This is a genomic window from Kaistia granuli DSM 23481 (assembly GCF_000380505.1).
GTDB classification, from domain to species: domain Bacteria; phylum Pseudomonadota; class Alphaproteobacteria; order Rhizobiales; family Kaistiaceae; genus Kaistia; species Kaistia granuli.
The window spans coordinates 31082-58001 of record NZ_AQYH01000003.1 but is presented as its reverse complement, the minus strand read 5'-3'; the positions used below and the strand labels follow the sequence as shown (position 1 = coordinate 58001).

Sequence of the window (26920 nt, the reverse complement as noted above, 5' to 3'; positions counted from 1 at the left end):
GGCCTTACTGCGCCATTTCCATGTCGCGGAAGGTGAAGCCGAAGGCCGAAAGCGCATAGCGGTGGGCGTCGTCGGAGAGAGCCGGAACGGTGACCGCCTTGCGCGCCGGGAAGACGGCGACCTGGTCATAGGCATAGATCGTCGGAGCGAGGTCGCGCAGGCGCTGGCTCAGATCCTCGTAGATCTTCTGGCGCTTGGCCGGATCCGTCTCGGCGCGTCCCGCCTCGAGCAGCTTGTCGACCTCCGCGTCCTCCAGATATTCCGGCGACTGCCAGGTACCCTTCGCGGACGAATGGTAGGTGTTGAACAGCAGCGAATCCGGATCGGGCGTCGTCGCGCTGTTGGAGATCTGCGAGATGTTCGGCGTCGTCTCCGGCTTGGTCACCATCTCGGTGAACAGCGCCCAGGGGACGCGCTTCACTTCCGGCTTGAAGCCGAGCTGCGAGAAGTTCGCCTGCATCAGCAGGGCGAAGCGCTCCTCGAGCGGCACTTCGGCGATCCAGGAGATCTCCAGCGGCGTCTCGGCCGGATTGTACTTGCACTGCGCCAGCTCGGCCTTGGCCTTCTCCATGTCCTGCGCATAGTCGGGCACGGTGGTCGTGGAGCCGAGCATGCCCTTCGGGATCGGGCCGTTGGCCGGATTGCCGAGCGACACCTTGTCGGTGACGGCGATCATCTTGGCAGCGGTGGCGTAGTCGAAGGCATAGGTCAGCGCGCGGCGGCAATGCACGTCGTCGAGCGGCGCCTTCGCCGTGTTCAGCTTGATGTAGAAGACGTTAGTGCCGACTTCCGTCAGCAGCTGCATCGTGTCGTCGGCGGCGAGCGCCTTGGCGACTTCCGGCGGCAGCCACTGCGAGGCAATGTCGTGCTCGCCCTTGGCCAGAAGCGCGCGGACGGTCGAGGCCTCGAGGCCGTAGCGGAACTTCACCTTGTCGGGCGACTTCGGCGTGGCGCCGAGGAAATAGCCTGGGAACTTGGCCAGCGCCGTTTCCGCCTGCGGGTTCTGGCTCTCGACGACATAGGCGCCCGAGCCGGCGTCGTTGGCCGACAGCCAGGCTTCCGAATAGTCGCCGAACGCACCGTACTTGCCCTCGGCCTGGTGCGAGCGCGCCAGCTTGGAATCGACGACCGGCAGGCGGACCAGCGAGGCGAGGAACGGCGAGAACGGCCCCTTCAGCGTGAACTTGACCGTCTTCGGATCTGTTGCTTCGACCTTTTCGACGCTCTCGGCGAAGAGATGCGAGAAGCCCTGGCCGAGCGCGATCATGCGGTCGTAGGAATAGACGACGTCCTCGGCGGTCAGCGGATTGCCCGAGTGGAACTTGACGTCGTCGCGCAGCGTGAAGGTGTAGACGTTGCCGTCGACCGTCCAGCTCGCGGCCAGCATCGGATCCATGCCGGGCTTGCCGGCGGAGGGCTGGACCAGCGTGTCATAAACGTTGAACATCAGGATGGAGTCGGCGTAGTCGGTCGCCTTGGCCGGATCGATCTCGCCGACGGGCACCTCGTCGAGGCGCAGCACGGTCTCGGCAAAAGCCGGCGCCGTGGCCAGCACGGTCGTGGAAAGCGCCGCCATCAGCAGCGTCGCGCGGAATCTGGTCATCGGATTACCTCTTTTTCACCCTCTGTGCCGCGCATGGCGATCTTCTCGTGCCCCTTGCGCGACGTCTCCTTGCCGACCGGGGACAGGCCGCCATGGCGGGCGGCGTCCCCGAAGAGTTGCTGCGTGCCGACGGAAAGGACTTCCGTCACCTGATCCGTCGGGTTCTGCACCCGATGCGGACGCTGGGCTGAAAAATGCAGCGTATCGCCCGCCTTCAGGTCGAAACTGGTATCGTCGATCACGTAGCGGATGGTTCCGCTCAAGACGTAGACGATCTCTTCGCCCTCATGCGCCGTCGTCTCCGAGAGATAGCGCGGCGGGACGTTCATCTTGACCGCGTTCAGCATCTGCCCCGGAAACGTCGTCGACAGGCGCTCGTAGGAAATCCACGCCGGATTGATGGCGTAGGAAGCCCTGCCCTCGCGCCGCGACACGGCGTTCGGAATTTCCGGCTGGTGCAGAAACACGCTGACCGGAAGGTCCAGCACCTTGGCGATCGTAACCAGCGAGGACAGCGACGGCGTGGTGATGTCGCGCTCGACCTGGCTCAGGAAGCCGATCGAAAGCCCGGTCGCCTCCGCAACGCGCTGCAGCGTCAAACGGCGCTGCTTGCGGGCTTCCCGGATCTTCACTCCGACCTTCAAGGGATCGCTGGTCATGCCGCCTCTCCCCGCCGCTGTTCACGACGCTGCAATATTTCACCATAGCTAAAATTACAAGGCAAGTTCCTTTGCCATCGCAGCACCGGCCCGCCGGATCTCTGGCACAACGAAATGCGCCGCGACTTGCCCTTGGTCAAATCCGCAAGGAAAGTCGGGTTCCATGGCCGGAGGCGCCGAAGCAGCTGACGCGGCGCTAACGGCAGGCTAACGCGTTAACCCCTGCGATCAGCGCAGCGGTTGCGGCTGCGCGATGTCGAGGATGCGGAAGCTCGCCTGCCGACGTCCCTGCCAGTGATCGATGCTCAGCGTGCCGGCGACATGCAAGGGCCGGCCGTGCGAGGCCAACAGGGTCCGACCGAGGTCGTTCTCGGCGGCCCGGAAAGCGATCGCCTTCAGGTTCTGGTCACCGCCCGACAGCGTGACCCGGACATGGCCGTTGCCGACCGTATCGGCGTAATTGACGATATGCGCCGGCAACGCGAAGACCGGCTCGGCATGCCCGGCGCCGAACGGTCCGGCCTGCTCGACCCGCTCGATGAAATCGGGCGTGGCGGCTCGGGCCGTCAGCGCGCCATCGATCAGGAGCTGATCCGCTTGGCGGGCGGAACGCGACGCCTCGGCGGCGCGCGTCTCCAGAAAAGCGCGGAATTCCGCGAATTTGGCCGGCTCAATCGTCAGGCCCGCCGCCATGGCGTGGCCGCCGCCCTTGACCAGCAGCCCCGCTTCGACCGCCCCACGCACGAGCGCGCCGAGGTCGACGCCGGAGACGGAGCGGCCCGAACCGGTGCCGGTGCCGTTCGGCATCAGCGCGATGGCGAAGGCCGGCCGGCGGAAGCGCTCCTTCAACCGCGCCGCGATCAGCCCGACGATGCCGGGATGCCAGCGATCGCTCGCGGTGACGATGACGGCCGGGCCTTCGCCCGAGCCGATCTCGGCGTCGGCTTCGGCGACGGCCTCCTCGAGCATCGACGTTTCAATGGCTTGGCGCTGCTTGTTCAGATCATCGAGCTCGATTGCGATGCGCTCGGCCTCGGCCGGATCGTCGAGCGACAGCAGCCGGGCGCCCAGCGCCGCGTCGCCGATGCGGCCGCCGGCATTGATGCGCGGGCCGAGCAGGAAGCCGAGATGATAGGGCGCGACCGGAACGTCGATGCGCGCCGATTGCGACAGCGCCGCCAGGCCGGGATTGGCCCGCCGCCGCACGGCGAGCAGGCCCTTGGTGACGAAGGCGCGGTTGAGGCCGATCAGCGGAACGACGTCGCAGACCGTGCCGAGCGCGACCAGGTCGAGCCATTGCAGCAGGTCCGGCTCCGGTCGGGTCGGCCCATACCAGCCGCGCTTTCTGAGCTCGCGATTGGTGGCGACGACGGCCAGGAAGGTGACGCCGACCGCTGCGAGATGGCCGAGGCCCGAGAGATCGTCCTGGCGGTTCGGATTGACCACGGCCAGTGCCGGCGGCAGTTCCGCGCCCATCTGGTGGTGATCGAGCACCACGGCGAGCCGGCCAAGATCGCGGGCAACGCCGAGCGCCTCATGGCTGGTCGAACCGCAATCGACGGTGACGATGAGATCAGCGCCCTCTTCCACCAGCGTGCGGATGGCGTCGGGATTAGGGCCGTAGCCTTCGAAGATGCGGTCCGGAATGTAGATCCGCGTCTCGACGCCCTGATGGCGCAGGAAACGCGCCAGCAAGGCCGACGAGGTCGCGCCGTCGACATCGTAGTCGCCGAAGATCGCGACATGCTCGCCGGCGACGACCGCGTCGGCGATCCGCGCCGCGGCCGCGTCCATGTCGGTGAGGACGGAGGGATCCGGCATCAGCCGGCGCAGGCTCGGATCGAGGAAATGCGCGGCATCGTCGATGGCGACGCCCCGGCCCGCCAGCACGCGGGCGACGAGCTCGGGGATTTCGTGGCGCTGGGCCATCGCCGTCGCGGCGAGGCTCGCGCCGGCATCGACCCGTTCGGTCCAGCGGCGCCCTGTCACGGACCCCTCGACGCCGAGAAAGGCGCGCCGTGCGTCGCTGGATGTCATGGTCATCGGGACTGGATCAGCCCTCGTTCTCGAACTTCTCGAGATCGCGGTGCGTCGCCTTGATCCAGCGGACGGTGCCGGAGGACGAGCGCATGACGACCGTATCCGTGGTGATCTCGCCATTGCGGGCGAAACGCACGCCGGAGAGCAGGTTGCCGTCGGTGACGCCGGTCGCGGCGAACAGAACGTCGCCCTTGGCCATCTCGTCATGGGTGAACTTCTTGTCGAAGTCCTGCACGCCCATCTTGGCGGCCCGCTCGCGCTGGGCGTCGGACTGCGTCACCAGGCGGCCCTGCATCTGGCCGCCGATGCAGCGAAGCGCCGCCGCCGCCAGAACGCCCTCGGGCGCGCCGCCAATGCCGAGATAGATGTCGATGCCGGTCTCGTCCGGGTTGGTCGTATGGATCACGCCGGCGACATCGCCGTCACCGATCAGGCGGAGCGCGGCGCCGGTGGCGCGAACGTCCTCGATCAGCTTGGCGTGACGCGGACGGTCGAGGATGCAGGCGGTAATCTCGTTGACCGGCACGCCCTTGGCGGCGGCCAGCGCCTGGATGTTTTCCATCGGCGAGGCGTCGAGATCGACGATGCCCTTGGCGTAGCCGGGGCCGATGGCGATCTTCTGCATGTAGACGTCGGGCGCGTAGAGCAGGCTGCCGCCCTCGGCAATGGCGATCACGGCCAGCGAATTCGGCTGGTTCTTGGCGCAGATCGTCGTACCTTCGAGCGGATCGAGGGCGATGTCGACGCGCGGACCGGAACCCCGGCCGACCTTCTCGCCGATGTAGAGCATCGGCGCTTCGTCGCGCTCGCCCTCGCCGATCACCACGGTGCCTTCGATCGGCAGGCGGTTCAGTTCGCGACGCATGGCGTCGACGGCGGCCTGATCGGCAGCCATCTCATCGCCGCGTCCACGCCAACGCGCCGCCGCAACGGCCGCGCGCTCGGTGACACGCACGAGCTCTAGCGTCAGGATCCGGTCGAGACCCGCTGCCTTCGCATTTCCCGTCATCGCCATTGTGGTGCTCCGCTTTCAGGCCAGTTGTTCAATTCGTATCATCTGCGGGCGCTCCGCAATATGACCATCCGCCGTAATCAGCTCGAGCGCTTCCTTCACCTGAGCCTCAGTCGTGTCATAGGTGATGAGCATGACCGGCTGCGGCTCGAGCGGACGGGGATGCTCGGGGGCATCCGCCTTCGGCGCACGACGACGCTGGACGATCGATTCCAGCGAAATGTTGTTTTCTGCCATACGCTTGGCGATGGAAGCGAAAGCACCGGGGCGATCATAGACTGACAGCCGGATGTAGTAGCCGCCCTCATGCGCCCGCATGCCGGCCTGCTGGTACGGCTTCAGGAGATGCGCCGGACGACCGAAGGTGCCGACCACATCGCCACGCGCCAGATCGGCGATATCGCTCATCACGGCCGAGGCCGTGGCGTCACCGCCAGCGCCCGGACCGGCGAGCACGAGCCTGCCGACAAAATCAGCTTCGACGGCGACGGCGTTGGTGACACCGTCGACGCGCGCGATCGGCGAGGATTTCGGCACCATGGTCGGGTGAACGCGCTGCTCGATGCCGCTTTCGGTGCGGGTGGCGACGCCAAGCAGCTTGATCCGGTAGCCCAGCTCGTCCGCGGCTTCGATATCGGCCGTGGTGATCGAGCGGATGCCCTCGACATAGATGGCATCGGCGTTGATCTCGGTGCCGAAGGCGATCGCGGTCAGAAGCGATAGCTTGTGCGCGGTGTCGAAACCATCGACGTCGAAGGTCGGATCGGCCTCGGCATAGCCGAGCTGCTGCGCCGCGGCGAGGCAGGCATCGAAGGCGATCCCCTCGCGCTCCATGCGCGTCAGGATGTAATTGCAGGTGCCGTTCAGGATGCCATAGACGCGGCCGACCGTGTTGCCGGCGAGCGACTCACGCAGCGTCTTGATGATCGGGATGCCACCGGCGGCAGCGGCCTCGAAGTTGAGCGAGACGCCCTTCTCCTCGGCGCGGCGCGCGAGCTCGGTTCCGTGCTTGGCGAGCAGCGCCTTGTTGGCCGTGACGACGTGCTTGCCGGCGTCGAGGGCGGCGCGAACCGAATCGGCGGCCGCGCCGTCGGCTCCACCCATCAGCTCGACGAAGACATCGATCTCGGGAGAATTCGCCAGCGCGACCGGATCGTCGAACCAGGTCACGGAAGCCAGATCGACGCCGCGATCACGATTGCGATCGCGGGCCGAGACAGCGGTGACGATGACAGGCCGCCCGCAGCGCAAAGCCAGTTCGGAGGCATGGCGCTGCGTCAAGCGCAGCAGGGACGCGCCAACCGTGCCGAGACCGGCGACGCCCAAGCGTAGTGCATTGTTCATAAATTCGCCCCAGAGGGGCCCGGCCTAGCGCCGGGCGCTGCTGATTGGGACGACGTTGTGCAACGTTTTGTCCGCCGTTTCAAGGAAGCGGCGGATGTTGCGCGCAGCCTGCCGAATCCGCTGCTCGTTCTCCACGAGCGCGATGCGGACATATTCGTCGCCATGCTCGCCGAAGCCGACGCCGGGAGCGACCGCGACGTCCGCCTTCTCGATGAGAAGCTTGGAGAATTCGAGGCTACCCATCGCCTTGAAGGCGTCGGGAATCGGCACCCAGGCGAACATGCTGGCGCGCGGCGCCGGAATGTCCCAGCCGGCGCGGCTGAAGCTGTCCACAAGCACGTCGCGGCGATGCTTGTAGATCTGGCGCATCTCCTCGATGCAGTCCTGCGGACCGTTCAGGGCGGTGGTCGCCGCAACCTGGATCGGCGTGTAGGCGCCGTAGTCGAGATAGGATTTCACGCGGGACAGCGCCGCGATCAGCCGCTCGTTGCCGACGGCGAAGCCCATGCGCCAGCCCGCCATCGAATAGGTCTTCGACATCGAGGTGAATTCGACGCAGACATCGATGGCACCCGGCACCTGCAGCACCGAAGGCGGCGGGACGTCGTCGAAATAGATCTCCGAATAGGCGAGATCCGACAGCACGAAGAGCTCGTGCTTGCGGGCGAAGGCGACGACATCGCGATAGAAATCGAGGTCGGCGACATGCGCGGTCGGGTTCGACGGATAGCACAGCACCACGGCGAGCGGCTTCGGGATCGAATGGATCACCGCGCGCTCCATCGCGTGGAAGAACTCAGGCCCCGGCTCGACCGGCACCGAGCGGATCACGCCGCCCGCCATCAGGAAGCCGAAGGCGTGGATCGGATAGCTCGGATTGGGCACCAGAATCACGTCGCCCGGCGCCGTGATGGCCTGCGCCATGTTGGCGAAGCCTTCCTTGGAGCCAATCGTCGCGACGATCTGCGTGTTGGGATCGAGCTTCACGCCGAAACGGCGGTCGTAATAGGCGGCCTGCGCCTTGCGCAGCCCATTGATGCCGCGCGAGGCCGAATAGCCGTGCACGTCGGGACGGCCTGCCGTTTCGGCCAGCTTCTGCACGATATGCGCCGGGGTCGGCAGGTCAGGATTGCCCATGCCAAGATCGATGATGTCGGCGCCCGCGGCTCGAGCGCTCGCCTTAAGCCGGTTGACCTGCTCAAAGACGTATTGCGGCAGACGCCGCACGCTGTGGAACTCGCTCATCGCTCCGAATCCATCTTTCCTGGATAGTGATGCGCCTCACCTGGCGCAGGGCGGTTCTACACCGAACCGCAATCTATGGAAGCACCCTTATTGCGGGCATTTCGTGGCGTCGGCGGCGCCAGGCTCCCCGCATCGGTCCTGAATCTCGGACAAGGTCTTCTTGGCGTGCGTCGCCGCCGTCTTCTCGAGCGCGGCATTCGACGCATCGCTCGCCTTGCGCGCTGCGTCGGCCGTGCGCGGATCGTTGGCACTGGCTTTTGACTTCAGCCCGGCGGTCGTGCTGGTCAGCTCATCCGCCGTCATCAGCTTGCCCGGCGGCTGGCCGCCGGCAACGTTGATGTTCGGGAATTCGCCGGGACGATCGAGTTCCGGGTCGGGCGTCGTGTCGAAGGTCTTGGAAAGCTGCTGCGAGCACGCCGCCAGCGAGACAGACAGCGCCAGCATCAAAACGAGCGACGCGGGGCGACACCGCTTGGGTCCGGTCGGATTCATAGTGAACTCATCATGGTAAGCGCGCTGACGACGAGCGCATCGTATCGCTCTGCGCGCGAAACTATTACACTCTGCGCGTCGGGGAAAGCAGTGCCGCCTAGCCGACCACATAATGCGTTCGGGGAAGCGATGGCCAACGACAAAACCGGCAAGGACAAGGACACCGCCAACGGCACCCCGATCAGCCTCGTCGTCAAAGATCCCGAGAAATTCGCCCAGAACATCGCCCGCATGATCGAGGGGATGACGCGGGCCGCCAATGCGTTCCTGAAGTCGCGCGAGGATGGACGGCTGTCGCCGGACACCACCGACGAGATCGCCGAGATCATCCGCACCCTGGCCAAGATCGTCGAATATTGGACGGCAGAGCCGGGCCGAAGTATCCAAGCGCAATCAAAGCTTTACGCCAAATATTTCGCGCTCTGGACGAGCATGATGCAGCGAATGTCCGGCCTCGCCGTGGCGCCGGTGATCGAAGCAGACCCGCGCGACAAGCGCTTCAAGGACCCGCAATGGTCGGAGAATCAGTTCTTCGATTTCCTGAAGCAGTTCTACCTGATCACGGCGCGCTGGGCCGAGGAGATGGTCGAGGGCGCCGTCGATCTCGACCCGCATATCCGCCTGAAGGCCGGCTTCTACGTCCGCCAGATCGCCAACGCGGTGGCGCCGTCCAACTTCCTGTTCACAAACCCAGAGATCCTGCGCGACACGCTCGATTCGAGCGCCGAGAACCTCGTCCGCGGCATGGACATGCTGGCCGAGGACATCGCGGCCGGCGACGGCGAATTACGGATTCGCCAGTCCGACACGTCGCATTTCGCCATCGGCAAGAACCTGGCGCTGTCGCCCGGCAAGGTGGTCCTGCAGAACGATGTCTGCCAGCTGATCCAGTACAAGGCTTCGACCAAGGATGTCCTCAAGCGCCCGCTGCTGATCGTCCCGCCCTGGATCAACAAGTTCTACATCCTCGACCTCAACCCGGAAAAATCCTTCGTCAAATGGGCGGTGGAGCAAGGGCACACCGTCTTCGTGATCTCCTGGATCAATCCGGGCGAGGCGCAGGCGGACAAGAGCTTCGAGCACTACATGAAAGAGGGCATCCTCGAATCGCTCGATACGATCGAGACCATCACAGGCGAGGACGAGATCAACGCGATCGGCTATTGCGTCGGCGGCACCCTGCTCTCCTACACCCTCGCCTACATGGCCAATGTCGGCGACACCCGGATCGCCTCGACGACGCTGTTCGCCACCCAGGTCGACTTCACCCATGCCGGCGATCTGAAGGTGTTCATCGACGAGGAGCAGATCGAGGCCGTCGAGAAGAAGATGAGCGTGCGCGGCTATCTGGAGGGGAAGAACATGACCGCCTCCTTCAATATGCTGCGCTCGAACGAACTGATCTGGTCCTATGTCGTGAACAATTATTTCCGCGGCAAGGAACCGATCCCGTTCGACCTGCTCTACTGGAACTCGGACGCGACGCGGATGCCGGCCGCGAACCATTCCTTCTATTTGCGCAACTGCTATCTCGACAACAAGCTGGCCGAGGGTGAGCTGTCGGTCGACGGCAAAGCGCTGTCGCTCGGCGACATCACGATCCCGATCTACAATCTGGCCACCCGCGACGACCACATCGCGCCGCCGCGCTCGGTATTCTACGGCTCGTCCTTCTTCGGCGGTCCGGTGACGTTCGTGCTGGCGGGATCCGGCCATATCGCCGGCGTGATCAACCCGCCTTCGCGTGGAAAATACCAGTACTGGACAGGCCCTGCCCCGCAGGGCGACGGCCTGGATGCCTGGGTCGCCAAGGCCGAGGAGCACCCTGGCTCCTGGTGGCCGCATTGGCAGGCCTGGATCACGGCGCAGGACGACCGCCGCGTGAAGGCGCGCGTCGTAGGCGGCCGCAAGATCAAGCCGATCGAGGACGCACCGGGAAGCTATGTGAAGGTCACGTCGTAGCCATCGCCGGCGAAGGAAGAGCCCCCACCCAACCCTCGCCCGCAAGCGGTCGAGGGCTTTCAGCCTGCGTCCGTCAGAACGGATGCGTCATTTCCGGCAACGCCATCAAGACCGCGTCAGGCTCAGAGGACTGAATCGAGAAAGGCCCAAAGGACCGACCAATCCGCAGAACTCCCTCTCCCGCTTGCGGGAGAGGGTTTTGCTAAGGCCTTAAAGACGGACCCGGATCAGATGCCGGCGAGCGCCTGCTCGAGATCGGCGATGATGTCTTCCTTGTCCTCGATGCCGACCGACAGGCGGACGACGTCCGGACCGGCGCCGGCCTTGATCTTCTGCTCGTCGTTCAGCTGGCGGTGCGTCGTCGAGGCCGGGTGGATGATCAGCGAGCGCGTGTCGCCGATATTGGCGAGATGCGAGAACAGCTTGACCGACGAGACGACCTTGACGCCGGCATCATAGCCGCCCTTCAGGCCGAAGGTCAGCACCGCGCCGGCGCCCTTGGGCACGTAGCGGCGGGCGAGATTGTGGTAGCGATCGCCCGGCAGGCCGGCATAGCTGACCCAGTCGACGGCCGGATGGTCGATGAGATATTCGGCCACGGCGCGGGCATTGTCCGAATGCTTCTGCATGCGCAGCGGCAGCGTCTCGATGCCGGTCAGGATCAGGAACGAGTTCTGCGGCGAGATCGCCGGTCCGAGATCGCGCAGGCCGAGCACACGGCAGGCGATGGCGAAGGCGAAATTGCCGAAGGTCTCGGCGAGAACGACGCCGTTATACTCCGGCAACGGCTGCGACAGCTTCGGATAGCGCGCCTCGCGGGTCCAGTTGAAGCGGCCGCCGTCGACGATGACACCGCCCATCGAATTGCCGTGGCCGCCGAGGAACTTGGTCAGCGAATGCACGACGATGTCCGCGCCATGGTCGAACGGCTTGCAGAGATACGGCGTCGCGAGCGTGTTATCGACGATCAGCGGCACGCCGGCGCGCTTCGCCACCGCGGCGATGGCGGCGATGTCGACGATGATGCCGCCCGGATTGGCGATCGATTCGATGAAGATCGCCTTGGTCTTTGGCGTGATGGCGCGCTCGAACGAGCCGATATCGTCGGGATCGGCCCAGACGACGTTCCAGCCGAAGCTCTTGAACGAATGGTTGAACTGGTTGATCGAGCCGCCATAGAGCTTGCTGGAGGCAATGAACTCATCGCCGGGCTGCAGCAGCGTGTGGAAGACCAGCAGCTGCGCGGCGTGGCCGGAGGCAACGGCGAGCGCGGCGGTGCCTCCCTCGAGGGCGGCGACGCGCTCTTCGAGCACGGCCGTGGTCGGATTGGTGATGCGGGTATAGATGTTGCCGAAGGCCTGCAGACCGAACAGCGACGCGGCATGGTCGACATTCTCGAAGACGAAGGAACTCGTCTGATAGATCGGCGTGATGCGCGCGCCCGTGGTCGGATCGGGTTGCGCGCCGGCATGAACGGCGAGCGTTGCGAAACCGGGCAGCCTGTCTTCGGACATTCGAGTCTCCTCCATCGTCATTGTTGGATTATCTTTTGGCCATCCATCGATAGCCTGACGCCGCGTCGCGCGGCAGCAATCGTTTCGCCAACATCCCGCCTTGGCGAGCATTCATTTCTCATCCGGCCGCAACAGCCGCGAATTGCAGCTCAGGGGCCGCTCAACCAAGGAGCCGTGGCCGCTCGATGGCCGGGCAACGGTCCATGACAACGCGAACCCCGCGCGCCTCCAGCCGCGCCGCCTCGGCATCGTTGCGGATGTCGAGTTGCAGCCACATCACCTTGGGCAGGATCGGCAGCGCCAGGATCTCGTCGACGACGCCCGCGATCGCGCCGGAATTGCGGAATACGTCGACCATATCGATGGGAACCGGCACGTCGGCGAGCCGGGCGTAGACCGTGCGGCCGAACAGTTCACGGCCGGCAATGCCCGGATTGATCGGATAGGTCTCGTATCCCGACGCCGTCAGATAGCCAAGCACACCGTGGCTCGGCCGCGCCGGATTGGGGCTGGCACCGATCACCGCGATGGTCCGCGTCTCCGTCAGGATCTGGCGAAGATAGCTGTCGTCGTAGCGATCGTGGTTCATGCCGTCAGAGCCCCGGAACGATGACAGCGGTAACGGCCCATTTGCCGTCGACCTTGCCGTAGCAGACGCTGGTCGCCTGAAAGCCGCGCGAGATGTCGTTCGCGGCATAGCCGGTCTTGCCCGACGGCAGAGCGACCGAATACCAGTCGGCATCGCCGTCCTCGCCTTCGACCGAGCCCTCCAGGAAGGGAACGATCGTCCCCTCCTTCAACGTGGTCAGAACCGGCGCGGACTCGGCCGGCTTCTCGCGGAACTCGGTGTCCTCGGACAGGATCCAGAGATTGCCGGCGGGCACGCCGGCGGCGTCCGCAATGGCAAGCGCCTTGTCCCGATCGAAGATCGGCTCGGCCGGCGAGCAGATCTCGCCCCTGGCAATCTTCGAATGGCCCACAGTGCCCTGGTCCAGCGCATTGCCGAACAAATCGACGACGAGGCCGTCGAGGTCTTCGCGGCTGTAGTCGACATCGCCGGTGGAGGTCAGGGCGGCGGCCGTATCCAGCCGCTCCTCGCCGGGGCGCTTCTCCGGGTCCGACAAGGCGTCGGGCGGTGTCGCGTCCGGGAAGCCGATCATCGGCGAATAGATCTTGACCTCTGGCGCGGCGCTGGCCTTGAGCGTTCCGATGTCGGCGACCGCGATCGCCTTCTTGAGAGTTGCGATCAGGGCCGTCAGCTCCGGATCATCGGTTCCCGCATTGTCATAGGTGACCGTGATGGCCTCGTAAGGCTTCGGCTGCGGCTCCTCGGCCGCGAACGCACCCGATGCCAAGAAGAGCGTCGCCGCGCAGGCGACGGAAGCAAGAAGGAGTTTCTTCATGATTGCGGTCCCGGAAGAACGGGCCGCCCCGCCTCGTCAAACGGCAGGAACGGATTGTAGGCCACTTCCCAGAGATGGCCATCCGGATCGGCGAAATAGCCGGAATAGCCGCCCCAAAACACCTTGGTCGCCTCCTTCACCAGACGGGCGCCGCAATTGACGGCATGGGCGAGAGCCGCATCGACCTCCGCCTCGCTTTGTACATTATGCGCAAGCGTCACCGCCCGGAAGCCGTCCCCGGCCGGCGCCACATTGGCGTCATCGGCAAGGGCATTGCGCTGGAAAAGCGCCAGAACCACACCGGAGAGCTGGAAAAACGTGATCGCCTCCTGGCTGGCCGAAGATGCCTGCCAGCCGAGCGCCTCATAGAATGCGCGGGCTTTCGGTACGTTGGCGACACCAAGCGTCACGATGCTGAGCCTTGGTGCGAGGCCTGTATTCGTCATCTTGTCTTCCCCGTCACAATCCGGCCGGCAGCATAGCGGATCGTCCGCCCGGGTACAGGGGCCCGTCTCCCCGATCCACTGCCAGCCGCGCTTCGGACGCCAGACCCTTCGGTCCAGAACGACAGAAATCGGCGCGGCAGAGCAGTCTGATCAAGGGGCTCCGCCAGTGTGGCGTCGGCTTGCGGCCGAATGCCCTACTCGGCTCCGATCAGGAAAGCGAAGGCGAGCGCCGCCACGAGCAGCACGACAACCACGGCCACCCGGAACAGCGGGTGCTTCCAAACTTCATACATAATGCGTGCCCCAATTTTCAGTTTACCGACCCGCGCAACCGGAGATTTCCGCCGGGCCATTCTCGCACCATGCTTGGCAGGCGGCGCACTATCCCGCAAGTCCCGGAGCGGCCTGACCACCGGCCTTTGCCACGCGGCAGGCCTGTCGCGCCCGAGCAACCGCGCAGGAAACGGTCAATCCGTATTGGTATAATAATACCGTATTCGTAAGATGCTGAATTTGTTATGCAATTCAGAACACCGCCATTCTAGCTCTGCTTGACGGAATCTGTGGCGCAGGTTACACACCGGCACGATCGACGGGACCCCGTGTCCTGTTGCCGCTAATCCTGCCCGATCGGGGCACGAGAAAACGAGTTCAACAATGAGCACAATTTCCACCAAGCCGGCGGATGTCGTGAAGAAGTGGATTCTGATCGACGCTGAAGGGCTGGTCGTTGGCCGCCTCGCCAGCATCGTGGCGAACCGCCTTCGTGGCAAGCACAAGGCCAGCTTCACGCCGCACGTTGACGATGGCGACAACGTCATCATCATCAATGCCGAGAAGTGCGTCTTCACCGGCGCCAAGTACACCGACAAGCGGTACTACTGGCACACCGGCTACGTCGGCGGCATCAAGGAGCGCAGCCCGCGCCAGATCATCGAGGGCAAGTTCCCCGAGCGCGTTCTGGAAAAGGCCATCGAGCGCATGATCCCCGAGGGTCCGCTCGGCCGTCGCCAGCTGAAGAACCTCCGCGTCTATGGCGGCTCGCAGCATCCGCATGAGGCTCAGCAGCCGGAAGTGCTCGACGTCGGCGCCCTGAATGCCAAGAACAAGAGGATTGCCTGAACATGGCTGATCTCCAGTCCCTCCAGGACCTCGCCGTCATCTCGTCCGAGAACGCGGCACCTGTCCATGTGCAGAAGCTCGACGCCCAGGGCCGCGCCTACGCGACCGGCAAGCGCAAGAACGCGATCGCCCGCGTCTGGATCAAGCCGGGCACCGGCAAGATCACCGTGAACGGCAAGGAATTCCGCGGCTACTTCGCTCGCCCGGTTCTGCAGATGCTCGTTCAGCAGCCGATCGGCGTCGCTGCCCGCAATGACCAGTACGACATCAACGCCACGGTTTCCGGTGGCGGTCTGTCTGGCCAGGCCGGTGCGCTGCGTCATGGTATCTCCAAGGCTCTGACCTACTACGAGCCCGAGCTGCGCGGCGTCCTCAAGAAGGGCGGCTTCCTGACCCGCGACAGCCGTGTCGTCGAGCGCAAGAAGTACGGCCACGCCAAGGCCCGCCGCAGCTTCCAGTTCTCGAAGCGCTAATCGGCGTCTACGCGACGTTTTCGAAGGGGCGCTTCGGGCAACCGCAGCGCCCTTTTTCTATGCTTTTCGTCCTGTCGCGATTTCACGATCGCGAAATCCTTGCGGGTGGCGCGAGAGCCCCCATCTCCTGAGCCTGAACGGAGGCGAGCCATGGTATCCACGGTCTTCATCGACGGCGAAGCCGGCACGACGGGTCTGCAGATCCGCCAGCGGCTGGAAGGCCGCGACGACATCCAGCTGCTGTCGATCGCACCCGAGCGTCGCAAGGAGACGGCTGCCAGGGCCGAACTGCTGAACAGCGCCGACGCCGTCATCCTCTGCCTGCCCGACGCGGCAGCCAAGGAAGCCGTCAGCCTGATCGCTAACGACAAGGTCAAGGTGATCGACGCCTCGACCGCCTATCGGACCGCGGCCGACTGGACCTATGGCTTCGCGGAGCTCGACAAGGCGCAGCGGGCGAAGATCGCCGCCTCGACGCGGATCTCCAATCCCGGCTGCTACGCGACCGGTGCGATCGCGCTGCTGCGGCCGCTGGTTTCGGCCGGCCTGCTGCCCACCAACTGGCCGGTCACGATCAATGCGGTCTCCGGCTATTCCGGCGGCGGCAAGTCGATGATCGCCGAGTTCGAGGACCCGAACGCCGCGAATTACACGCACGAGAATTTCCGCATCTATGCGCTGCCCCTGCAGCACAAGCATGTGCCGGAGATCCAGAAGCATGGCCAGCTCGACCTGCGCCCGATCTTCGCGCCGGCCGTCGGCCGCTATGCGCAGGGCATGATCGTCGAGATCCCCCTGCATCTGGACCTGATCCCCGGCAAGCCGACGCTGGCCGCCCTCAACGAGGCTCTCTCGGCTCACTACGCGGGCGAGCGCTTCGTCACGGTGGCGGATCTCGCCGAGAGCGGCGCGATGACCGGGCTCGATCCCGAAGGGCTGAACAGCACCAACCGGATGAAGCTCTTCACCTTCGGCACCGAAGGCGCCGGCCAGGCCCGCCTCGTCGCCCTGCTGGACAATCTCGGCAAGGGCGCCTCGGGCGCCGCCGTGCAGAACCTCAACCTGGTTCTCGGCCTCGACGAGGCCAGCGGCCTGAACTGAGCTCGACGGAATGCGGCGCGGACCCGAGCGGTCCGCGCCCCCCTGCCCGTCCGGAAAGGCATTGCCCCAATTCCCTTGACGATGCGTCAGCGCTACCTTTGCGCAGACCCGGGACAAACCGGGATGGACGATCGGAGGGAACTCGAAATGCCAGAAGCGGTCCTTCTTCATCCCGCCATCGACAAGGGCTTCCAGCCGGGGGCCGACGATTTCGCCGGTGGCACGCTCGTCTGCCACTGCCTCGACCGGCCCGTGAAGGTCGAGGTCAAGGGACAGATCGCCCACAACCACGCCTGCGGCTGCACCCAGTGCTGGAAGCCGGAAGGCGCGATCCTGTCGATCGTCGCCGTCGCGCCGACGGATCATGTCACGGTGGTCGCCAACGCCGACAAGCTCGCTGTCGTCAATCCGGCCGCCACCATCCTGTGCCATGCCTGCACGGTCTGCGGCGTCCACATGAAGGGCCCGGTCGAGAAGGACCACGCCTTCAGGGGGCTCACCTTCCTGCATCCGGAACTGTCGCGCGAAGAGGGCTGGCAGGCGCCGCAGTTCGGCGCCTTCATCTCGTCGGTGATCGAGGGCGGCGTGAAACCCGATCGCATGGACGGCATCCGCGCCCGCCTGCGCCAACTCGGGCTCCGGCCCTATGACTGCCTGTCGCCGACGCTGATGGACGCGCTATCGATCTTCGCGGCGCGAAAGTCCGGGGTTCTAAAGGACTGACAGGATAGGCAGGACGGCGTCAAGCCGCCTGCCCCGCCACCCAGCCGGACGACCAGGCCCACTGGAAATTGTAGCCGCCGAGCCAGCCGGTGACGTCGACGACCTCGCCGATGAAATAGAGGCCGGGCACGTGCTTGGCCTCCATCGTCTTCGAATCGAGTTCGTTGGTGTCGACGCCGCCAAGCGTCACTTCGGCCGTGCGATAGCCTTCCGATCCGAGCGGCTTGACGCGCCAGGCGTTGATGGCCGCCTCGATCCGGCGCAGCGCCTTGTCGGAGAGATCGGCGAGATTGCCCGGCCCCTTCTCCTCCTCGGCGATCAGTTGCGCCAGCCGTTTCGGCAGCAGCGTCGCCAGCACGGTGCCGAGCGCCTGCTTGCCGCGATCGGCCTTGGCCGCCTTGAGCGCCGCGAAAACGTCGGTTCCCGGCAGCATGGCGAGCGTGATCTCGTCGCCCTCCCGCCAATAGGACGAGATCTGCAGGATCGCAGGGCCCGACAGGCCGCGATGGGTGAACAGCATCGCCTCGGCGAAGCTGGTCTTGCCATGCTTGGCGACGGCGTCGACCGCGATGCCGGAAAGCGGCGCCAGCCGCTCCAGCATGGCGGGATCGAAGGTCAGTGGCACGAGGCCCGGCCGGGTTTCGACCAGTTTCAGGCCGAACTGTTCGGCAATTTCATAGCCAAAGCCGGTAGCGCCCATCTTGGGGATCGACTTGCCGCCGCTGGCGATCACCAGCGAGCGGCAGACGACGTCGCCGGACGCCATCGCGATCCGAAAGCCGCCATCGACGCGATGCTCGACGCGCTTCACCGCCGTGCCCAGCCGCATCTCGACGCCATGGCGGCGCATCTCCGCCACCAGCATCTCGATGATCTGCTTGGCCGAACCGTCGCAGAACAGCTGGCCCAGCGTCTTCTCGTGATAGGCGATGCCGTAGCTTTCCACGAGCTTGATGAAATCGTGCTGCGTGTATCGGGAGAGCGCCGAGATGCAGAAGCGCGGGTTCTGCGACAGGAAGTTCTTCGGCGCGGTATTGGTGTTGGTGAAATTGCAGCGGCCGCCGCCCGAAATGCGGATCTTGTCGCCGGCCGAGGGCGAGTGATCGATAATCAGCACGGAGCGGCCGCGCTTGCCCGCCTCGAGGGCGCACATCATGCCGGCGGCGCCGGCGCCGATCACGACGACGTCGAAGAAGTTCGAAGAAGATGCCGTCACGTCGAAGCTCCGAACACCTGCTCGATATCGGCCGGCGTCAGCAGCCGGTACGCGCCGGGTTCCAGATCGGCCGGCAGGTCGAGCAGGCCGATGCGGTCGCGATGCAGCGCCACGACGTGGTTGCCGACGGCGGCGAACATGCGGCGGACCTGATGATAGCGCCCCTCATGCAGCGTCAGCGTCGCCTGCTTGGGGCCGGAGGTTTCCATCTCGGCCGGCAGCAGCGGCTTGTCGTCGCCTTCCAGCATCAGCCCGCCGGCAGCGAAGGTCGCCGCCTCGTCGCCGTTGAGCGGCCGGTCGAGCGTCACCTGATAGCGCTTCGGCACATGATGGCGCGGCGAGATGATCCGGTGGAGCAGCGCGCCGTCATCGGTCATCAGCAGCAGGCCCGATGTCTCCTTGTCGAGCCGGCCGACCGTCGAGATCACCGGATCGCGACGGCGCCAGCGCTCGGGCAGCAGCGAATAGATCAGCGCACCGGTCTCCTTGTGCGAACAGGTGACGCCGAGCGGCTTGTGGATCATCAGCGCCAGCCCCGGCGGCGGATCGAGCGGCTCGCCCGCGACCGTCATGCGGGTCGCCAGATCGGGCTTCACATAGACATGCTGGCTCGGATCCGTCTCCGCCTCACCGTCGAGGATGACGCGGCCGCCCTGGATCAGGCCCTGCACCTCGCGGCGCGAGCCATAACCGAGATTGGCGAGCAACCGGTCGAGCCGCGCGGACGGGAAGGGCTGCTTGCCGCCGGGCTTGCTCATTTGCGCGCCTCGTAGATCTTGAAGCCGTCCGCCTCGACGATCAGCGTCGCGCGGGAAAACAGCGCCTTCAGATGGTCCTCGTAGGGCAGGTGCCGGTTGGCGGTGAGCCAGCAGCGACCACCCTTGCGCAGGCTTTCCGCCGCGCGCCGGACAAAAGACTGGCCTAGCGAACGATCCTCGGCACCGCCGTCATGGAAGGGCGGGTTCATGACGATGAAGTCGAGATTCTCGGGGAAACTGCCTGCCTTGCGGACATCCGCCCAATGGATGGTGGCGCGCGGGTCGGTGATGTTCTTCGCCGCCGCCTCGACGGCGCGGCGATCGATATCGACCATGGTGAGCGCTTCGACTCCCGGCATGGCGAGCACAGTCCGCGCCAGATAACCGACGCCGCAACCAAGATCGGCCCCCCGGCCGGAGAGTTGCGGCAGATGCTTGAGCAACAGCGCGCTGCCCGGATCGACGCGGTTCCACGAGAACACGCCCGGCTGCGACCAGAGCCCGGTCTCCTCGACCATCCGCGGCGCGCCCTCGGCGATCGCTTGGCGGGCGGCCGCGAGATCGTCCGGCCGCGTCGCGACGCAGATGCGGTGATGGCGCAGCGCCGTCTCCTCGAAATCGCAGCCAAAGGCCTTCAGTTCCTTGGCGAGGCGCGAGCCACCCTTGTCCTTCGGCGCCAGCACCGTCAGCCGTCCACCCGGCTGCAACGCACGCAGCGCCTGGGCGACGTCGTGCCGGCGCTCGATGGTGCCGGGCGGCGCCAGCATGACCATGGCGGCAAGCGAGGCGTCGTCGCGACGCTCGAGCGCGGCGCTGCCGGGAAGGAGCGGCGAAAACTGGACCGCGCCGCGGGGAACTTCGGCCAGTTCCGCCGGAGGGTTGCCATAGACGCCGGTTGTTGCTTCTTCAGTCATCGGTCTCTCATGCACATTTTGTGCTGTTCCTACCCTGCCCTTCGCCATGGTGAAAGGCTGGCGGGACGTTCTAATCTCCGGCCGAGGAGAATCATGCCCCGATGCGTCCGGAAATCCTGAATCCGCTGTTCCGTCCCGTCACCAGCCTTGCCGGCGTTGGCCCGAAGATCGGCGAAGCCATGGGCCGCCTGCTCGTCGGCGGCGACGCGCCGGAACCGCCGCGCGTCGCGGATCTGCTCCTGCATATCCCCGTCGGCCTGATCGACCGCCGCAACCAGCCGGGCATCGCATTGTCGCCCGAAGGCGCCATCGTCACGCTGGAAGTCCGCATCGACCGCCATTTGCCCGCCCCGCGCGGTAACAAGCGCGTACCCTACCGCGTCATGGCGCATGATGAGACCGGCGAGATCGCGCTGGTATTCTTCCGCGCCGAACAGAATTTCCTCGAACGCACCATGCCGGTCGGCGAGACGCGCTTCATCAGCGGCAAGGTCGAATGGTTCAACGGCCGGCCGCAAATGGTCCATCCCGACCATATCGTCGACCGCGAGGCGTTCGAGCAATTGCCGATGGTCGAGCCGGTCTATCCGATGACGGCCGGCCTCGCCCGCAAGACGCTCGGTCGCGCCATGCGCGGCGCGCTCGACAGCCTGCCCAACCTGCCGGAATGGCAGGACCCGACGCTGATGTCGCGCCAGCGCTGGACGAGCTTCAAGGCTTCGCTCGAGACCGTACACGCGCCAGCGACACCGGCGGAGCTTGCGCCCGAGGGGCCAGCAATCAGCCGCCTCGCCTATGACGAATTCCTCGCCAACCAGCTCGCCCTGATGCTGACGCGCGCCAATCTGCGCCGCGCCACCGGCCGGGCGCGGATCGGCGACGGGCGGATGCGGCGCGCCATCCTCGCCGCCCTGCCTTTCACACTGACCGGCAGCCAGCAGGCTGCCATCACCGAGATCGAGAAGGACCTCGCCTCGGACGAACGCATGCTGCGGCTTCTGCAGGGCGATGTCGGCTCGGGCAAGACGATGGTCGGCCTGATGGCGGCGGCGACCGTGATCGAGGCCGGCAGCCAGGCGGCGCTGATGGCGCCGACCGAACTGCTGGCTCGCCAGCACGCAAAAACGCTACAGCCGCTGGCCGAGGCCGCCGGCATCCGCATGGCGATCCTGACAGGCCGCGAGAAGGGCCGCGAGCGGGCCGACATTCTGGCCGGCCTCGACGACGGCAGCATCGACTTGGTCGTCGGCACACATGCCGTATTCCAGGCCGGTGTCGAGTTCCGCGACCTGGCGCTCGCCATCGTCGACGAGCAGCACCGCTTCGGCGTGCATCAGCGCCTCGCCCTCTCGGCCAAGGGCGCCGCCACCGACATCCTCGTCATGACGGCGACGCCGATCCCGCGCACGCTCGTGCTGACCGCCTTTGGCGACATGGACGTCTCGAAGCTGCCGGACAAGCCGGCCGGCCGCCAGCCGATCGAGACCCGCACCGTGCCGCTCGAACGGCTCGATCAGGTGGTGGAGCGCATCCGCGCCGCGATTGCCGACGGCGCCAAGGCCTATTGGGTCTGCCCGCTGGTCGAGGAATCGGAGGAAGTCGACGCCGCCGCCGCGGAGGATCGCTTCGTCGATCTGCAACGGGCGCTCGGCCCCGTCGTCGGCCTCGTGCACGGCCGGATGAAGGCGGCCGAGAAGGACGAGGCGATGCAGCGCTTTCAGCGCGGCGAGACACGCATCCTCGTCGCCACGACGGTGATCGAGGTCGGCGTCGACGTCCCCGACGCGACCATCATGGTGATCGAGCATGCCGAACGCTTCGGCCTCGCGCAGTTGCACCAGCTGCGCGGCCGCGTCGGCCGCGGCTCGAAGGCCTCTACCTGCCTGCTGCTCTACAAGGGACCGCTCGGCGAGGTCGCGCATGACCGCCTCGCCATCATGCGCGACACCGAGGACGGCTTCCGCATCGCCGAGGAAGATCTTCGCCTGCGCGGCGAGGGCGAGCTGCTCGGCACGCGCCAATCCGGCACACCGGGCTTCAAGATCGCCCGCTTTGAGCATCATGCGAACCTGCTGGAGATCGCCCGCGACGACGCCCGCCTGATCGTCGAGATGGACCCGGCCCTGCAATCGCCGCGCGGCAAGGCGCTGCAACTCCTGCTCTATCTCTTCGGCCGCGACGAGGCGATCAAGCTGCTGCGCGCCGGCTGAGGCGATCTGGAGGGATGATTTCGGCGATGCGCCGGACTATGGAACCCTCACCACAAGGAAAATGGCACCTCTAGCATGAGACTCGCCAACCTCCCCGGCCGCGCCATCGCCCGCGCCCGCGTGCTCGTCCGCTCCGACGAACCGTCCCTGCTGGTCGTCGCCGCGCTGATCGGTTGTCTCGCCGGCGTCGCCGTTACGGTGATGAGCCGCCTTGCCCAGTGGCTTCACGTTGTCCTCTTCGCCATCGCTCGCGACGATTTTCTCAGCGCGGCCTTGGCGATCACGCCGTCCTGGCGGGTTCTGGCGACAGCGGGCGGCGGGATCGTCCTGGGTGGCGTCTACTGGCTGTTCCGGCGATCCCAGCCGATCGTCGACCCGATCGAGGCCAATGCCCTGCATGGCGGCCGCATGTCGTTGCGTGACAGTCTCCGCGTCGCCTTCGAAGCGATCGTCTCGAACGGGTCGGGAGCCTCGGTCGGCCTGGAGGCCGGCTATACGCAGGTCGGTAGCGCTGTCGCGTCACGGATCGGCCAGCGCCTGCATCTTCGCCGGGCGGACCTGCGCACTGCCGTCGGCTGCGGGGCGGCGGGTGCCATCGCCGCCGCCTTCAGCGCGCCGCTGACCGGCGCCTTCTACAGCTTCGAGCTCATCATCGGCGTCTACAGCGTCGCCAACATCGCCCCGGTCATGACGGCGGCCCTCTCGGGCTTTCTCGTTGCCCAGGGACTGGGGGCCGTCGCCTACGCGATCGAGGTGCCAAACGCGCTGACGCTTCGCGCCGTGGACTATCCGCCCTACCTGATCCTCGGCGTGCTGGCGGGTTTCGCCGCGATCGCCATCATGCGGCTGGTCACGCTCGCCGATGTCGCCTTCCAGAAGAGCCGCCTTCCCCGCGCCGTCCGGCCCTTGGTCGGCGGCCTCATCATCGGCGCCATGGCGCTCTACACCCCGCAGGTGCTGGCCGCAGGCCATGGCGCGATGCACGTCAATCTGGTCCAGGCGGTTCCCGCCGGCCTGCTGGTGACAATCCTGGTGATGAAGATCGTCAGCGTCGCAGTATCGCTCGGATCCGGATTTCGTGGCGGCATGTTCTTCGCCTCGCTCTTCCTCGGCGCGCTGATCGGCAAGTTGTTTGCGATGACGGTCACGTTCATCGTGCCGACGAGCGCCATCGATCCCGCCGCGGCGGCGATCGTCGCCATGACGGCGCTCGGCGTCGGCATTGTCGGCGGGCCGCTGACAATGACATTCCTCGCGTTGGAGGCGACAGGCGACCTCGCCATCACGGGCATCGTGCTCGCCGCCTCGATCCTCTCGGCCATCACCGTGCGCGAATTCTTCGGCTATTCGTTTTCGACCTGGCGACTGCATCTGCGCGGCGAGACGATCCGCAGCGCCATCGATATCGGTTGGCTGCGGGGCCTGACGGTCGGGCGGATGATGCGGACAGACGTCCGCACCGTTCTCGCCACCATGCCGATCGACGCGTTTCGCAGCCTGTTTCCGTTAGGCTCGACCCAACGCGTCGTCGCGACGGATCCGGACGGGCGCTACGCCGGAATCATCGTTGTCCCGGAGATCCATTCGGAGCCGTCGTCCACCGAGGCGGAAACGATCGCCCCCTTCTGTCGCAACGCCGACAAGATGCTCTATCCGGGCATGAGCGCCCAGACGGCGGCGAAGGTGTTCGAGAAGGCCGAGAGCGACGAACTGGTGGTCGTCGACGACGCCACGACACGCCAGGTCGTGGGCCTGCTGACCGAGGCGCACCTCTTCCGCCGCTATGCCGAAGAGCTGGAAAAGGCCCGCCGCAATCTCGCCGGCGAGAGCTAGGCCAGATCGCAGGACCAGCCGATACGGTCGAGCCACAGGCCAGATTGTTCAACGAGCAGGACAATCTCATGGAATAGTAAGCTGCAAACAAGAAGGGCCCCGGTCGTCGACCGGGGCTTGTTTGGAAAGCGCTAGCTGCCGGAGCGCCGCGTCAGCACCGGGGCCGGCGGGTCGACCGCCAGCTTCTGCGCCGCCTGCTCATATTCGGGCGCAACGAGGCCGGCCGAAATCACCAGCTTCGCGGCCTCCTCGACCGTCATGTCGAGTTCGATGAGCTCGGCGCGGCGCACGAACATCATGAAACCCGCCGTCGGCGCCGGCGTTGGCGGCAGGAAGACGGTGACCCAGTCCTCGCCGTCCTTGCCGATCTTCTGGCGGATCTCGCCCTTGGTCTCCGTCGCGATGAAGACGATCGACCACACGCCCTTCCGCGGGAATTCGATCAGCGCCGCCTTCTGGAACGACTTGCCGCCCTTGCCGGACAGGACGGTCTCGAACAGCTGCTTCAGCGCGCTGTAGAGATTGCGGACCAGCGGTGTGTGATTGAGCAGCTGCTCGCCGATGCGGACGAGCGAACGCCCGACGAAGTTCGCCGTCAGGAAGCCGAGCAGCGTCAGGGCGACGACGGCGACGAAGACGCCGAAACCGGGCACGGAAAACGGCAGATAGGCGTCCGGGCTGTATTCGAGAGGGATCACCGGCTTGACCCAGCCGTCGATCCATTTGATCAGCGACCAGGTCAGATAGATGGTGATCGAGATCGGCGCCGCGATGACGAGACCGGTCAGGAAGTAGTTCCGCAGTCTCGTGATCAGCCGGCTGCCGCCCGTTTCGACGACAGGAGGAAGCTCAGGGTCCTGAAAGCTCATTCAACCGCCCATGCGTCCGATTCAATCCACACCCGTCCGCCATTATGACGGCTGGCATAGCGATGGCCAGAACATACTCGCTCCAGGGAAACGGCACGCCCGGCAAGCTTGTTCCCGCCAGACGGCGATCCTGCCGGCCCGCCCTATTCCACCGTGACCGACTTGGCGAGGTTGCGCGGCTGGTCGACATCGGTGCCCATGAAGACGGCCGTGTGATAGGCGAGCAGCTGCACCGGGATCGTGTAAACAAGCGGCGTGATGCTGGCGGGCATCTCCGGCAGCACGATGGTCGCCATCGTGTCCATCGCCGCCGCCTCGCGGCCCTTCGCGTCGGTGATCAGGATGATCCGCCCGCCGCGCGCTGCGACTTCCTGCATGTTCGAGACGGTTTTCTCGAAGATGTGGTCGTAGGGCGCGATGACGACAACAGGCATTTCCTCGTCGATCAGGGCGATCGGGCCGTGCTTCAACTCTCCCGCCGCATAGCCCTCGGCGTGGATGTAGGAGATCTCTTTCAGCTTCAGCGCGCCTTCCAGCGCGATCGGATAGCTGGTGCCGCGGCCGAGATAGAGGCAGTGCTTGACCTTGGCGAGATCGCGCGCCAGCGCCTCGATCTGATCCTCGAGCTTCAGCGCCTCATGCATCAGGCGCGGCACTTCGCTGAGCGCGCGGACCAAGGCCTGCTCCTCTTCACCGCTGAGGACGCCGCGCGCCCGGCCGGCCGCGACCGCCGTGGCGGCCAGCACCGAGAGCTGCGCCGTGAACGCCTTGGTCGAGGCCACGCCGATCTCCGGCCCGGCGAGCGTCGGCAGCACGACATCCGCCTCGCGGGCGATGGTCGATTCGCGCACATTGACGATCGCCGCGATCTTCTGGCCCTGGCTCTTGGCATAGCGCAGCGACGCCAGCGTGTCGGCCGTCTCGCCCGACTGCGAGATAACGATGGAAAGCCCATCCTTCGAGAGCGGCTGCTCGCGGTAGCGGAATTCAGACGCGATATCGATGTCGACCGGCAAGCGAGCGAAACGCTCGAACCAGTATTTGGCGACAAACCCGGCATAGAAGGCGGTGCCACAGGCGGTGATCGACAACCGGTCGATCGTGCTGAAATCGATGCCGTCCGGCGCGCGGGCGCTGCCGTTCACAAGGTCGAGATAGCGCGCCAGCGTATGGCCGACCACCTCGGGCTGCTCATGCACTTCCTTGACCATGAAGTGGCGATGATTGCCCTTGTCGACGACATGAGTGGTGCCCTGCAGGCGCGTCAGCGGGCGCTCGACCAGCTGTCCCGCCTCGTCATAGATCTCGACGCCCGAGCGCATCAGCACGACCCAGTCGCCATCGTTCAGATAGGTGATCTCGTCGGTGAACGGGCCGAGTGCGATGGCGTCCGAGCCGAGGAACATCTCGCCATCGCCCCAGCCGACCGCCAGCGGGCTGCCGCGACGGGCGCCGATCAGGAGGTCTTCCTCGCCCTCGAACAGGAAAGCGAGCGAGAAGGCGCCGGTGAGGCGGCCGAGCACCTGCTGCACGGCATCCTTCGGCGACATGCCGCCTTCGAGATTGACGGTCACCAGATGGGCGATGACCTCGGTATCGGTATCCGACGAAAAGCTGCGCCCCGCCGCTTCCATCTCGAGCCGAAGCTCGCGGAAGTTCTCGATGATACCGTTGTGGACGACGGCGAGCCGTTCGGTCGCGTGCGGATGCGCGTTGCGCTCGGTCGGCGCGCCGTGCGTTGCCCAGCGCGTATGGCCGATGCCGGAAAGGCCGGCGCGCGGCGAGGCCGTCAGCTTGGCGTCGAGGTTGCGCAGCTTGCCCTCGGCGCGCAGCCGGTTGAGATGGCCCGCCTCGAGCGTCGCGATACCTGCGGAATCATAGCCGCGATACTCGAGCCGCTTCAGTGCGTCGACGAGCAAAGGCGCGACAGGCGTCCGGCCCAGAATGCCGATAATTCCGCACATTTAGCTGTTCCCCGTTT

23 protein-coding genes are annotated in these 26920 nt (G+C 65.8%); 7 read left to right on the top strand and 16 right to left on the bottom strand.

Annotated elements, in window-relative coordinates:
- Nucleotides 1-4 precede the first annotated feature (4 nt).
- The 7 genes from G342_RS0102645 to G342_RS0102615 all read right to left on the bottom strand — a co-directional run bounded on the left by G342_RS0102645 (nucleotide 5) and on the right by G342_RS0102615 (nucleotide 8350).
- Entirely contained in the window at nucleotides 5-1603 is a 1599-nt protein-coding gene (locus tag G342_RS0102645; protein WP_018181553.1) for an ABC transporter substrate-binding protein, read from the bottom strand.
- Nucleotides 1600-2262 (bottom strand): cupin domain-containing protein, encoded by a 663-nt coding sequence (locus G342_RS23005; protein ID WP_083931030.1) that lies wholly within the window; start codon nucleotides 2260-2262, stop codon nucleotides 1600-1602. The genes G342_RS0102645 and G342_RS23005 overlap by 4 nt, the downstream gene beginning before the upstream one ends.
- Before the next feature lie 228 nt (nucleotides 2263-2490).
- Entirely contained in the window at nucleotides 2491-4305 is a 1815-nt protein-coding gene (gene recJ, locus G342_RS0102635) for a single-stranded-DNA-specific exonuclease RecJ (protein ID WP_018181552.1), read from the bottom strand.
- 10 nt (nucleotides 4306-4315) lie between these two features.
- The gene (gene glpX / locus G342_RS0102630) at nucleotides 4316-5317 is read right to left on the bottom strand and encodes a class II fructose-bisphosphatase (protein ID WP_018181551.1); all 1002 of its coding nucleotides are present in this window, start codon (nucleotides 5315-5317) and stop codon (nucleotides 4316-4318) included.
- 15 nt (nucleotides 5318-5332) lie between these two features.
- On the bottom strand, nucleotides 5333-6658 hold the full coding sequence (locus tag G342_RS0102625; RefSeq protein ID WP_026304049.1) for a homoserine dehydrogenase: 1326 nt from the start codon (nucleotides 6656-6658) through the stop codon (nucleotides 5333-5335).
- A gap of 24 nt (nucleotides 6659-6682) precedes the next feature.
- A complete protein-coding gene (locus G342_RS0102620; RefSeq protein ID WP_018181549.1) occupies nucleotides 6683-7903 on the bottom strand; it encodes an LL-diaminopimelate aminotransferase in 1221 nt (406 codons plus the stop codon).
- An 87-nt stretch (nucleotides 7904-7990) separates the two neighbouring features.
- On the bottom strand, nucleotides 7991-8350 hold the full coding sequence (locus G342_RS0102615) for a hypothetical protein (protein WP_156830764.1): 360 nt from the start codon (nucleotides 8348-8350) through the stop codon (nucleotides 7991-7993).
- 174 nt (nucleotides 8351-8524) lie between these two features.
- Here G342_RS0102615 and G342_RS0102610 point away from each other — a divergent pair, with 174 nt between their 5' ends.
- Nucleotides 8525-10357 (top strand): PHA/PHB synthase family protein, encoded by a 1833-nt coding sequence (locus G342_RS0102610; protein ID WP_018181547.1) that lies wholly within the window; start codon nucleotides 8525-8527, stop codon nucleotides 10355-10357.
- 227 nt (nucleotides 10358-10584) lie between these two features.
- On the opposite strand, the gene G342_RS0102605 is transcribed toward G342_RS0102610, so the two are convergent.
- The 4 genes from G342_RS0102605 to G342_RS0102590 all read right to left on the bottom strand — a co-directional run bounded on the left by G342_RS0102605 (nucleotide 10585) and on the right by G342_RS0102590 (nucleotide 13720).
- On the bottom strand, nucleotides 10585-11871 hold the full coding sequence (locus G342_RS0102605; RefSeq protein ID WP_018181546.1) for an O-acetylhomoserine aminocarboxypropyltransferase: 1287 nt from the start codon (nucleotides 11869-11871) through the stop codon (nucleotides 10585-10587).
- Nucleotides 11872-12031: 160 nt separating this feature from the next.
- Nucleotides 12032-12460 (bottom strand): CoA-binding protein, encoded by a 429-nt coding sequence (locus G342_RS0102600; protein ID WP_018181545.1) that lies wholly within the window; start codon nucleotides 12458-12460, stop codon nucleotides 12032-12034.
- Between the two features lie 4 nt (nucleotides 12461-12464).
- A complete protein-coding gene (locus G342_RS0102595) occupies nucleotides 12465-13274 on the bottom strand; it encodes an SH3 domain-containing protein (RefSeq protein WP_018181544.1) in 810 nt (269 codons plus the stop codon).
- A complete protein-coding gene (locus G342_RS0102590) occupies nucleotides 13271-13720 on the bottom strand; it encodes a VOC family protein (protein WP_018181543.1) in 450 nt (149 codons plus the stop codon). The genes G342_RS0102595 and G342_RS0102590 overlap by 4 nt, the downstream gene beginning before the upstream one ends.
- Nucleotides 13721-14377: 657 nt before the next feature.
- On the opposite strand from G342_RS0102590, the gene rplM reads away from it, so the two are divergent.
- The 4 genes from rplM (at nucleotide 14378) to gfa (ending at nucleotide 17139) form a co-directional block, all read left to right on the top strand.
- Nucleotides 14378-14842, top strand: a complete 465-nt coding sequence (gene rplM / locus G342_RS0102580) for a 50S ribosomal protein L13 (protein WP_018181541.1) — start codon at nucleotides 14378-14380, stop codon at nucleotides 14840-14842.
- Between the two features lie 2 nt (nucleotides 14843-14844).
- On the top strand, nucleotides 14845-15315 hold the full coding sequence (rpsI, locus tag G342_RS0102575; RefSeq protein WP_018181540.1) for a 30S ribosomal protein S9: 471 nt from the start codon (nucleotides 14845-14847) through the stop codon (nucleotides 15313-15315).
- 150 nt (nucleotides 15316-15465) lie between these two features.
- Complete coding sequence (argC, locus tag G342_RS0102570) at nucleotides 15466-16416, top strand: N-acetyl-gamma-glutamyl-phosphate reductase (RefSeq protein WP_018181539.1); 951 nt, start codon at nucleotides 15466-15468, stop codon at nucleotides 16414-16416.
- Nucleotides 16417-16563: 147 nt separating this feature from the next.
- Complete coding sequence (gfa, locus tag G342_RS0102565; protein WP_018181538.1) at nucleotides 16564-17139, top strand: S-(hydroxymethyl)glutathione synthase; 576 nt, start codon at nucleotides 16564-16566, stop codon at nucleotides 17137-17139.
- Nucleotides 17140-17158: 19 nt separating this feature from the next.
- On the opposite strand, the gene G342_RS0102560 is transcribed toward gfa, so the two are convergent.
- From G342_RS0102560 to G342_RS0102550, 3 genes are read right to left on the bottom strand one after another with little or no spacing between them, the layout of a single operon-like run.
- Nucleotides 17159-18355, bottom strand: coding sequence for a BaiN/RdsA family NAD(P)/FAD-dependent oxidoreductase (locus G342_RS0102560; RefSeq protein ID WP_018181537.1), 1197 nt, complete (start codon nucleotides 18353-18355; stop codon nucleotides 17159-17161).
- A complete protein-coding gene (locus tag G342_RS0102555; protein WP_018181536.1) occupies nucleotides 18352-19113 on the bottom strand; it encodes a pseudouridine synthase in 762 nt (253 codons plus the stop codon). Before G342_RS0102555 ends, G342_RS0102560 begins: the two co-directional genes overlap by 4 nt.
- Nucleotides 19110-20027 carry a class I SAM-dependent methyltransferase gene (locus G342_RS0102550; protein WP_018181535.1) on the bottom strand — a complete coding sequence of 306 codons (918 nt, stop codon included), beginning with the start codon at nucleotides 20025-20027 and terminating at the stop codon, nucleotides 19110-19112. Before G342_RS0102550 ends, G342_RS0102555 begins: the two co-directional genes overlap by 4 nt.
- A gap of 101 nt (nucleotides 20028-20128) precedes the next feature.
- Between G342_RS0102550 and recG the strand changes: the two genes are divergently transcribed.
- Together recG and G342_RS0102540 are read left to right on the top strand one after the other, a co-directional pair.
- Nucleotides 20129-22237, top strand: a complete 2109-nt coding sequence (gene recG / locus G342_RS0102545) for an ATP-dependent DNA helicase RecG (RefSeq protein WP_018181534.1) — start codon at nucleotides 20129-20131, stop codon at nucleotides 22235-22237.
- Nucleotides 22238-22312: 75 nt separating this feature from the next.
- Nucleotides 22313-24070 carry a chloride channel protein gene (locus G342_RS0102540; RefSeq protein WP_018181533.1) on the top strand — a complete coding sequence of 586 codons (1758 nt, stop codon included), beginning with the start codon at nucleotides 22313-22315 and terminating at the stop codon, nucleotides 24068-24070.
- A 131-nt stretch (nucleotides 24071-24201) separates the two neighbouring features.
- Here the strand turns inward: G342_RS0102540 and G342_RS0102535 are convergent, their stop codons facing one another.
- Both G342_RS0102535 and glmS read right to left on the bottom strand, forming a co-directional pair.
- Entirely contained in the window at nucleotides 24202-24939 is a 738-nt protein-coding gene (locus G342_RS0102535; protein ID WP_018181532.1) for a DUF502 domain-containing protein, read from the bottom strand.
- Between the two features lie 143 nt (nucleotides 24940-25082).
- The gene (glmS, locus tag G342_RS0102530; protein ID WP_018181531.1) at nucleotides 25083-26903 is read right to left on the bottom strand and encodes a glutamine--fructose-6-phosphate transaminase (isomerizing); all 1821 of its coding nucleotides are present in this window, start codon (nucleotides 26901-26903) and stop codon (nucleotides 25083-25085) included.
- Nucleotides 26904-26920 lie beyond the last annotated feature (17 nt).

What these genes read in the sequence shown, in the direction of transcription:
- G342_RS0102645 (WP_018181553.1), bottom strand. Translation starts at nt 1,603, where the DNA reads ATGACCAGATTCCGCGCGACGCTGCTGATGGCGGCGCTTTCCACGACC.
- G342_RS23005 (WP_083931030.1), bottom strand. Translation starts at nt 2,262, where the DNA reads ATGACCAGCGATCCCTTGAAGGTCGGAGTGAAGATCCGGGAAGCCCGC.
- recJ (WP_018181552.1), bottom strand. Translation starts at nt 4,305, where the DNA reads ATGACCATGACATCCAGCGACGCACGGCGCGCCTTTCTCGGCGTCGAG.
- glpX (WP_018181551.1), bottom strand. Translation starts at nt 5,317, where the DNA reads ATGGCGATGACGGGAAATGCGAAGGCAGCGGGTCTCGACCGGATCCTG.
- G342_RS0102625 (WP_026304049.1), bottom strand. Translation starts at nt 6,658, where the DNA reads ATGAACAATGCACTACGCTTGGGCGTCGCCGGTCTCGGCACGGTTGGC.
- G342_RS0102620 (WP_018181549.1), bottom strand. Translation starts at nt 7,903, where the DNA reads ATGAGCGAGTTCCACAGCGTGCGGCGTCTGCCGCAATACGTCTTTGAG.
- G342_RS0102610 (WP_018181547.1), top strand. Translation starts at nt 8,525, where the DNA reads ATGGCCAACGACAAAACCGGCAAGGACAAGGACACCGCCAACGGCACC.
- G342_RS0102605 (WP_018181546.1), bottom strand. Translation starts at nt 11,871, where the DNA reads ATGTCCGAAGACAGGCTGCCCGGTTTCGCAACGCTCGCCGTTCATGCC.
- G342_RS0102600 (WP_018181545.1), bottom strand. Translation starts at nt 12,460, where the DNA reads ATGAACCACGATCGCTACGACGACAGCTATCTTCGCCAGATCCTGACG.
- G342_RS0102595 (WP_018181544.1), bottom strand. Translation starts at nt 13,274, where the DNA reads ATGAAGAAACTCCTTCTTGCTTCCGTCGCCTGCGCGGCGACGCTCTTC.
- G342_RS0102590 (WP_018181543.1), bottom strand. Translation starts at nt 13,720, where the DNA reads ATGACGAATACAGGCCTCGCACCAAGGCTCAGCATCGTGACGCTTGGT.
- rplM (WP_018181541.1), top strand. Translation starts at nt 14,378, where the DNA reads ATGAGCACAATTTCCACCAAGCCGGCGGATGTCGTGAAGAAGTGGATT.
- rpsI (WP_018181540.1), top strand. Translation starts at nt 14,845, where the DNA reads ATGGCTGATCTCCAGTCCCTCCAGGACCTCGCCGTCATCTCGTCCGAG.
- argC (WP_018181539.1), top strand. Translation starts at nt 15,466, where the DNA reads ATGGTATCCACGGTCTTCATCGACGGCGAAGCCGGCACGACGGGTCTG.
- gfa (WP_018181538.1), top strand. Translation starts at nt 16,564, where the DNA reads ATGCCAGAAGCGGTCCTTCTTCATCCCGCCATCGACAAGGGCTTCCAG.
- G342_RS0102555 (WP_018181536.1), bottom strand. Translation starts at nt 19,113, where the DNA reads ATGAGCAAGCCCGGCGGCAAGCAGCCCTTCCCGTCCGCGCGGCTCGAC.
- G342_RS0102550 (WP_018181535.1), bottom strand. Translation starts at nt 20,027, where the DNA reads ATGACTGAAGAAGCAACAACCGGCGTCTATGGCAACCCTCCGGCGGAA.
- recG (WP_018181534.1), top strand. Translation starts at nt 20,129, where the DNA reads ATGCGTCCGGAAATCCTGAATCCGCTGTTCCGTCCCGTCACCAGCCTT.
- G342_RS0102540 (WP_018181533.1), top strand. Translation starts at nt 22,313, where the DNA reads ATGAGACTCGCCAACCTCCCCGGCCGCGCCATCGCCCGCGCCCGCGTG.
- G342_RS0102535 (WP_018181532.1), bottom strand. Translation starts at nt 24,939, where the DNA reads ATGAGCTTTCAGGACCCTGAGCTTCCTCCTGTCGTCGAAACGGGCGGC.
- glmS (WP_018181531.1), bottom strand. Translation starts at nt 26,903, where the DNA reads ATGTGCGGAATTATCGGCATTCTGGGCCGGACGCCTGTCGCGCCTTTG.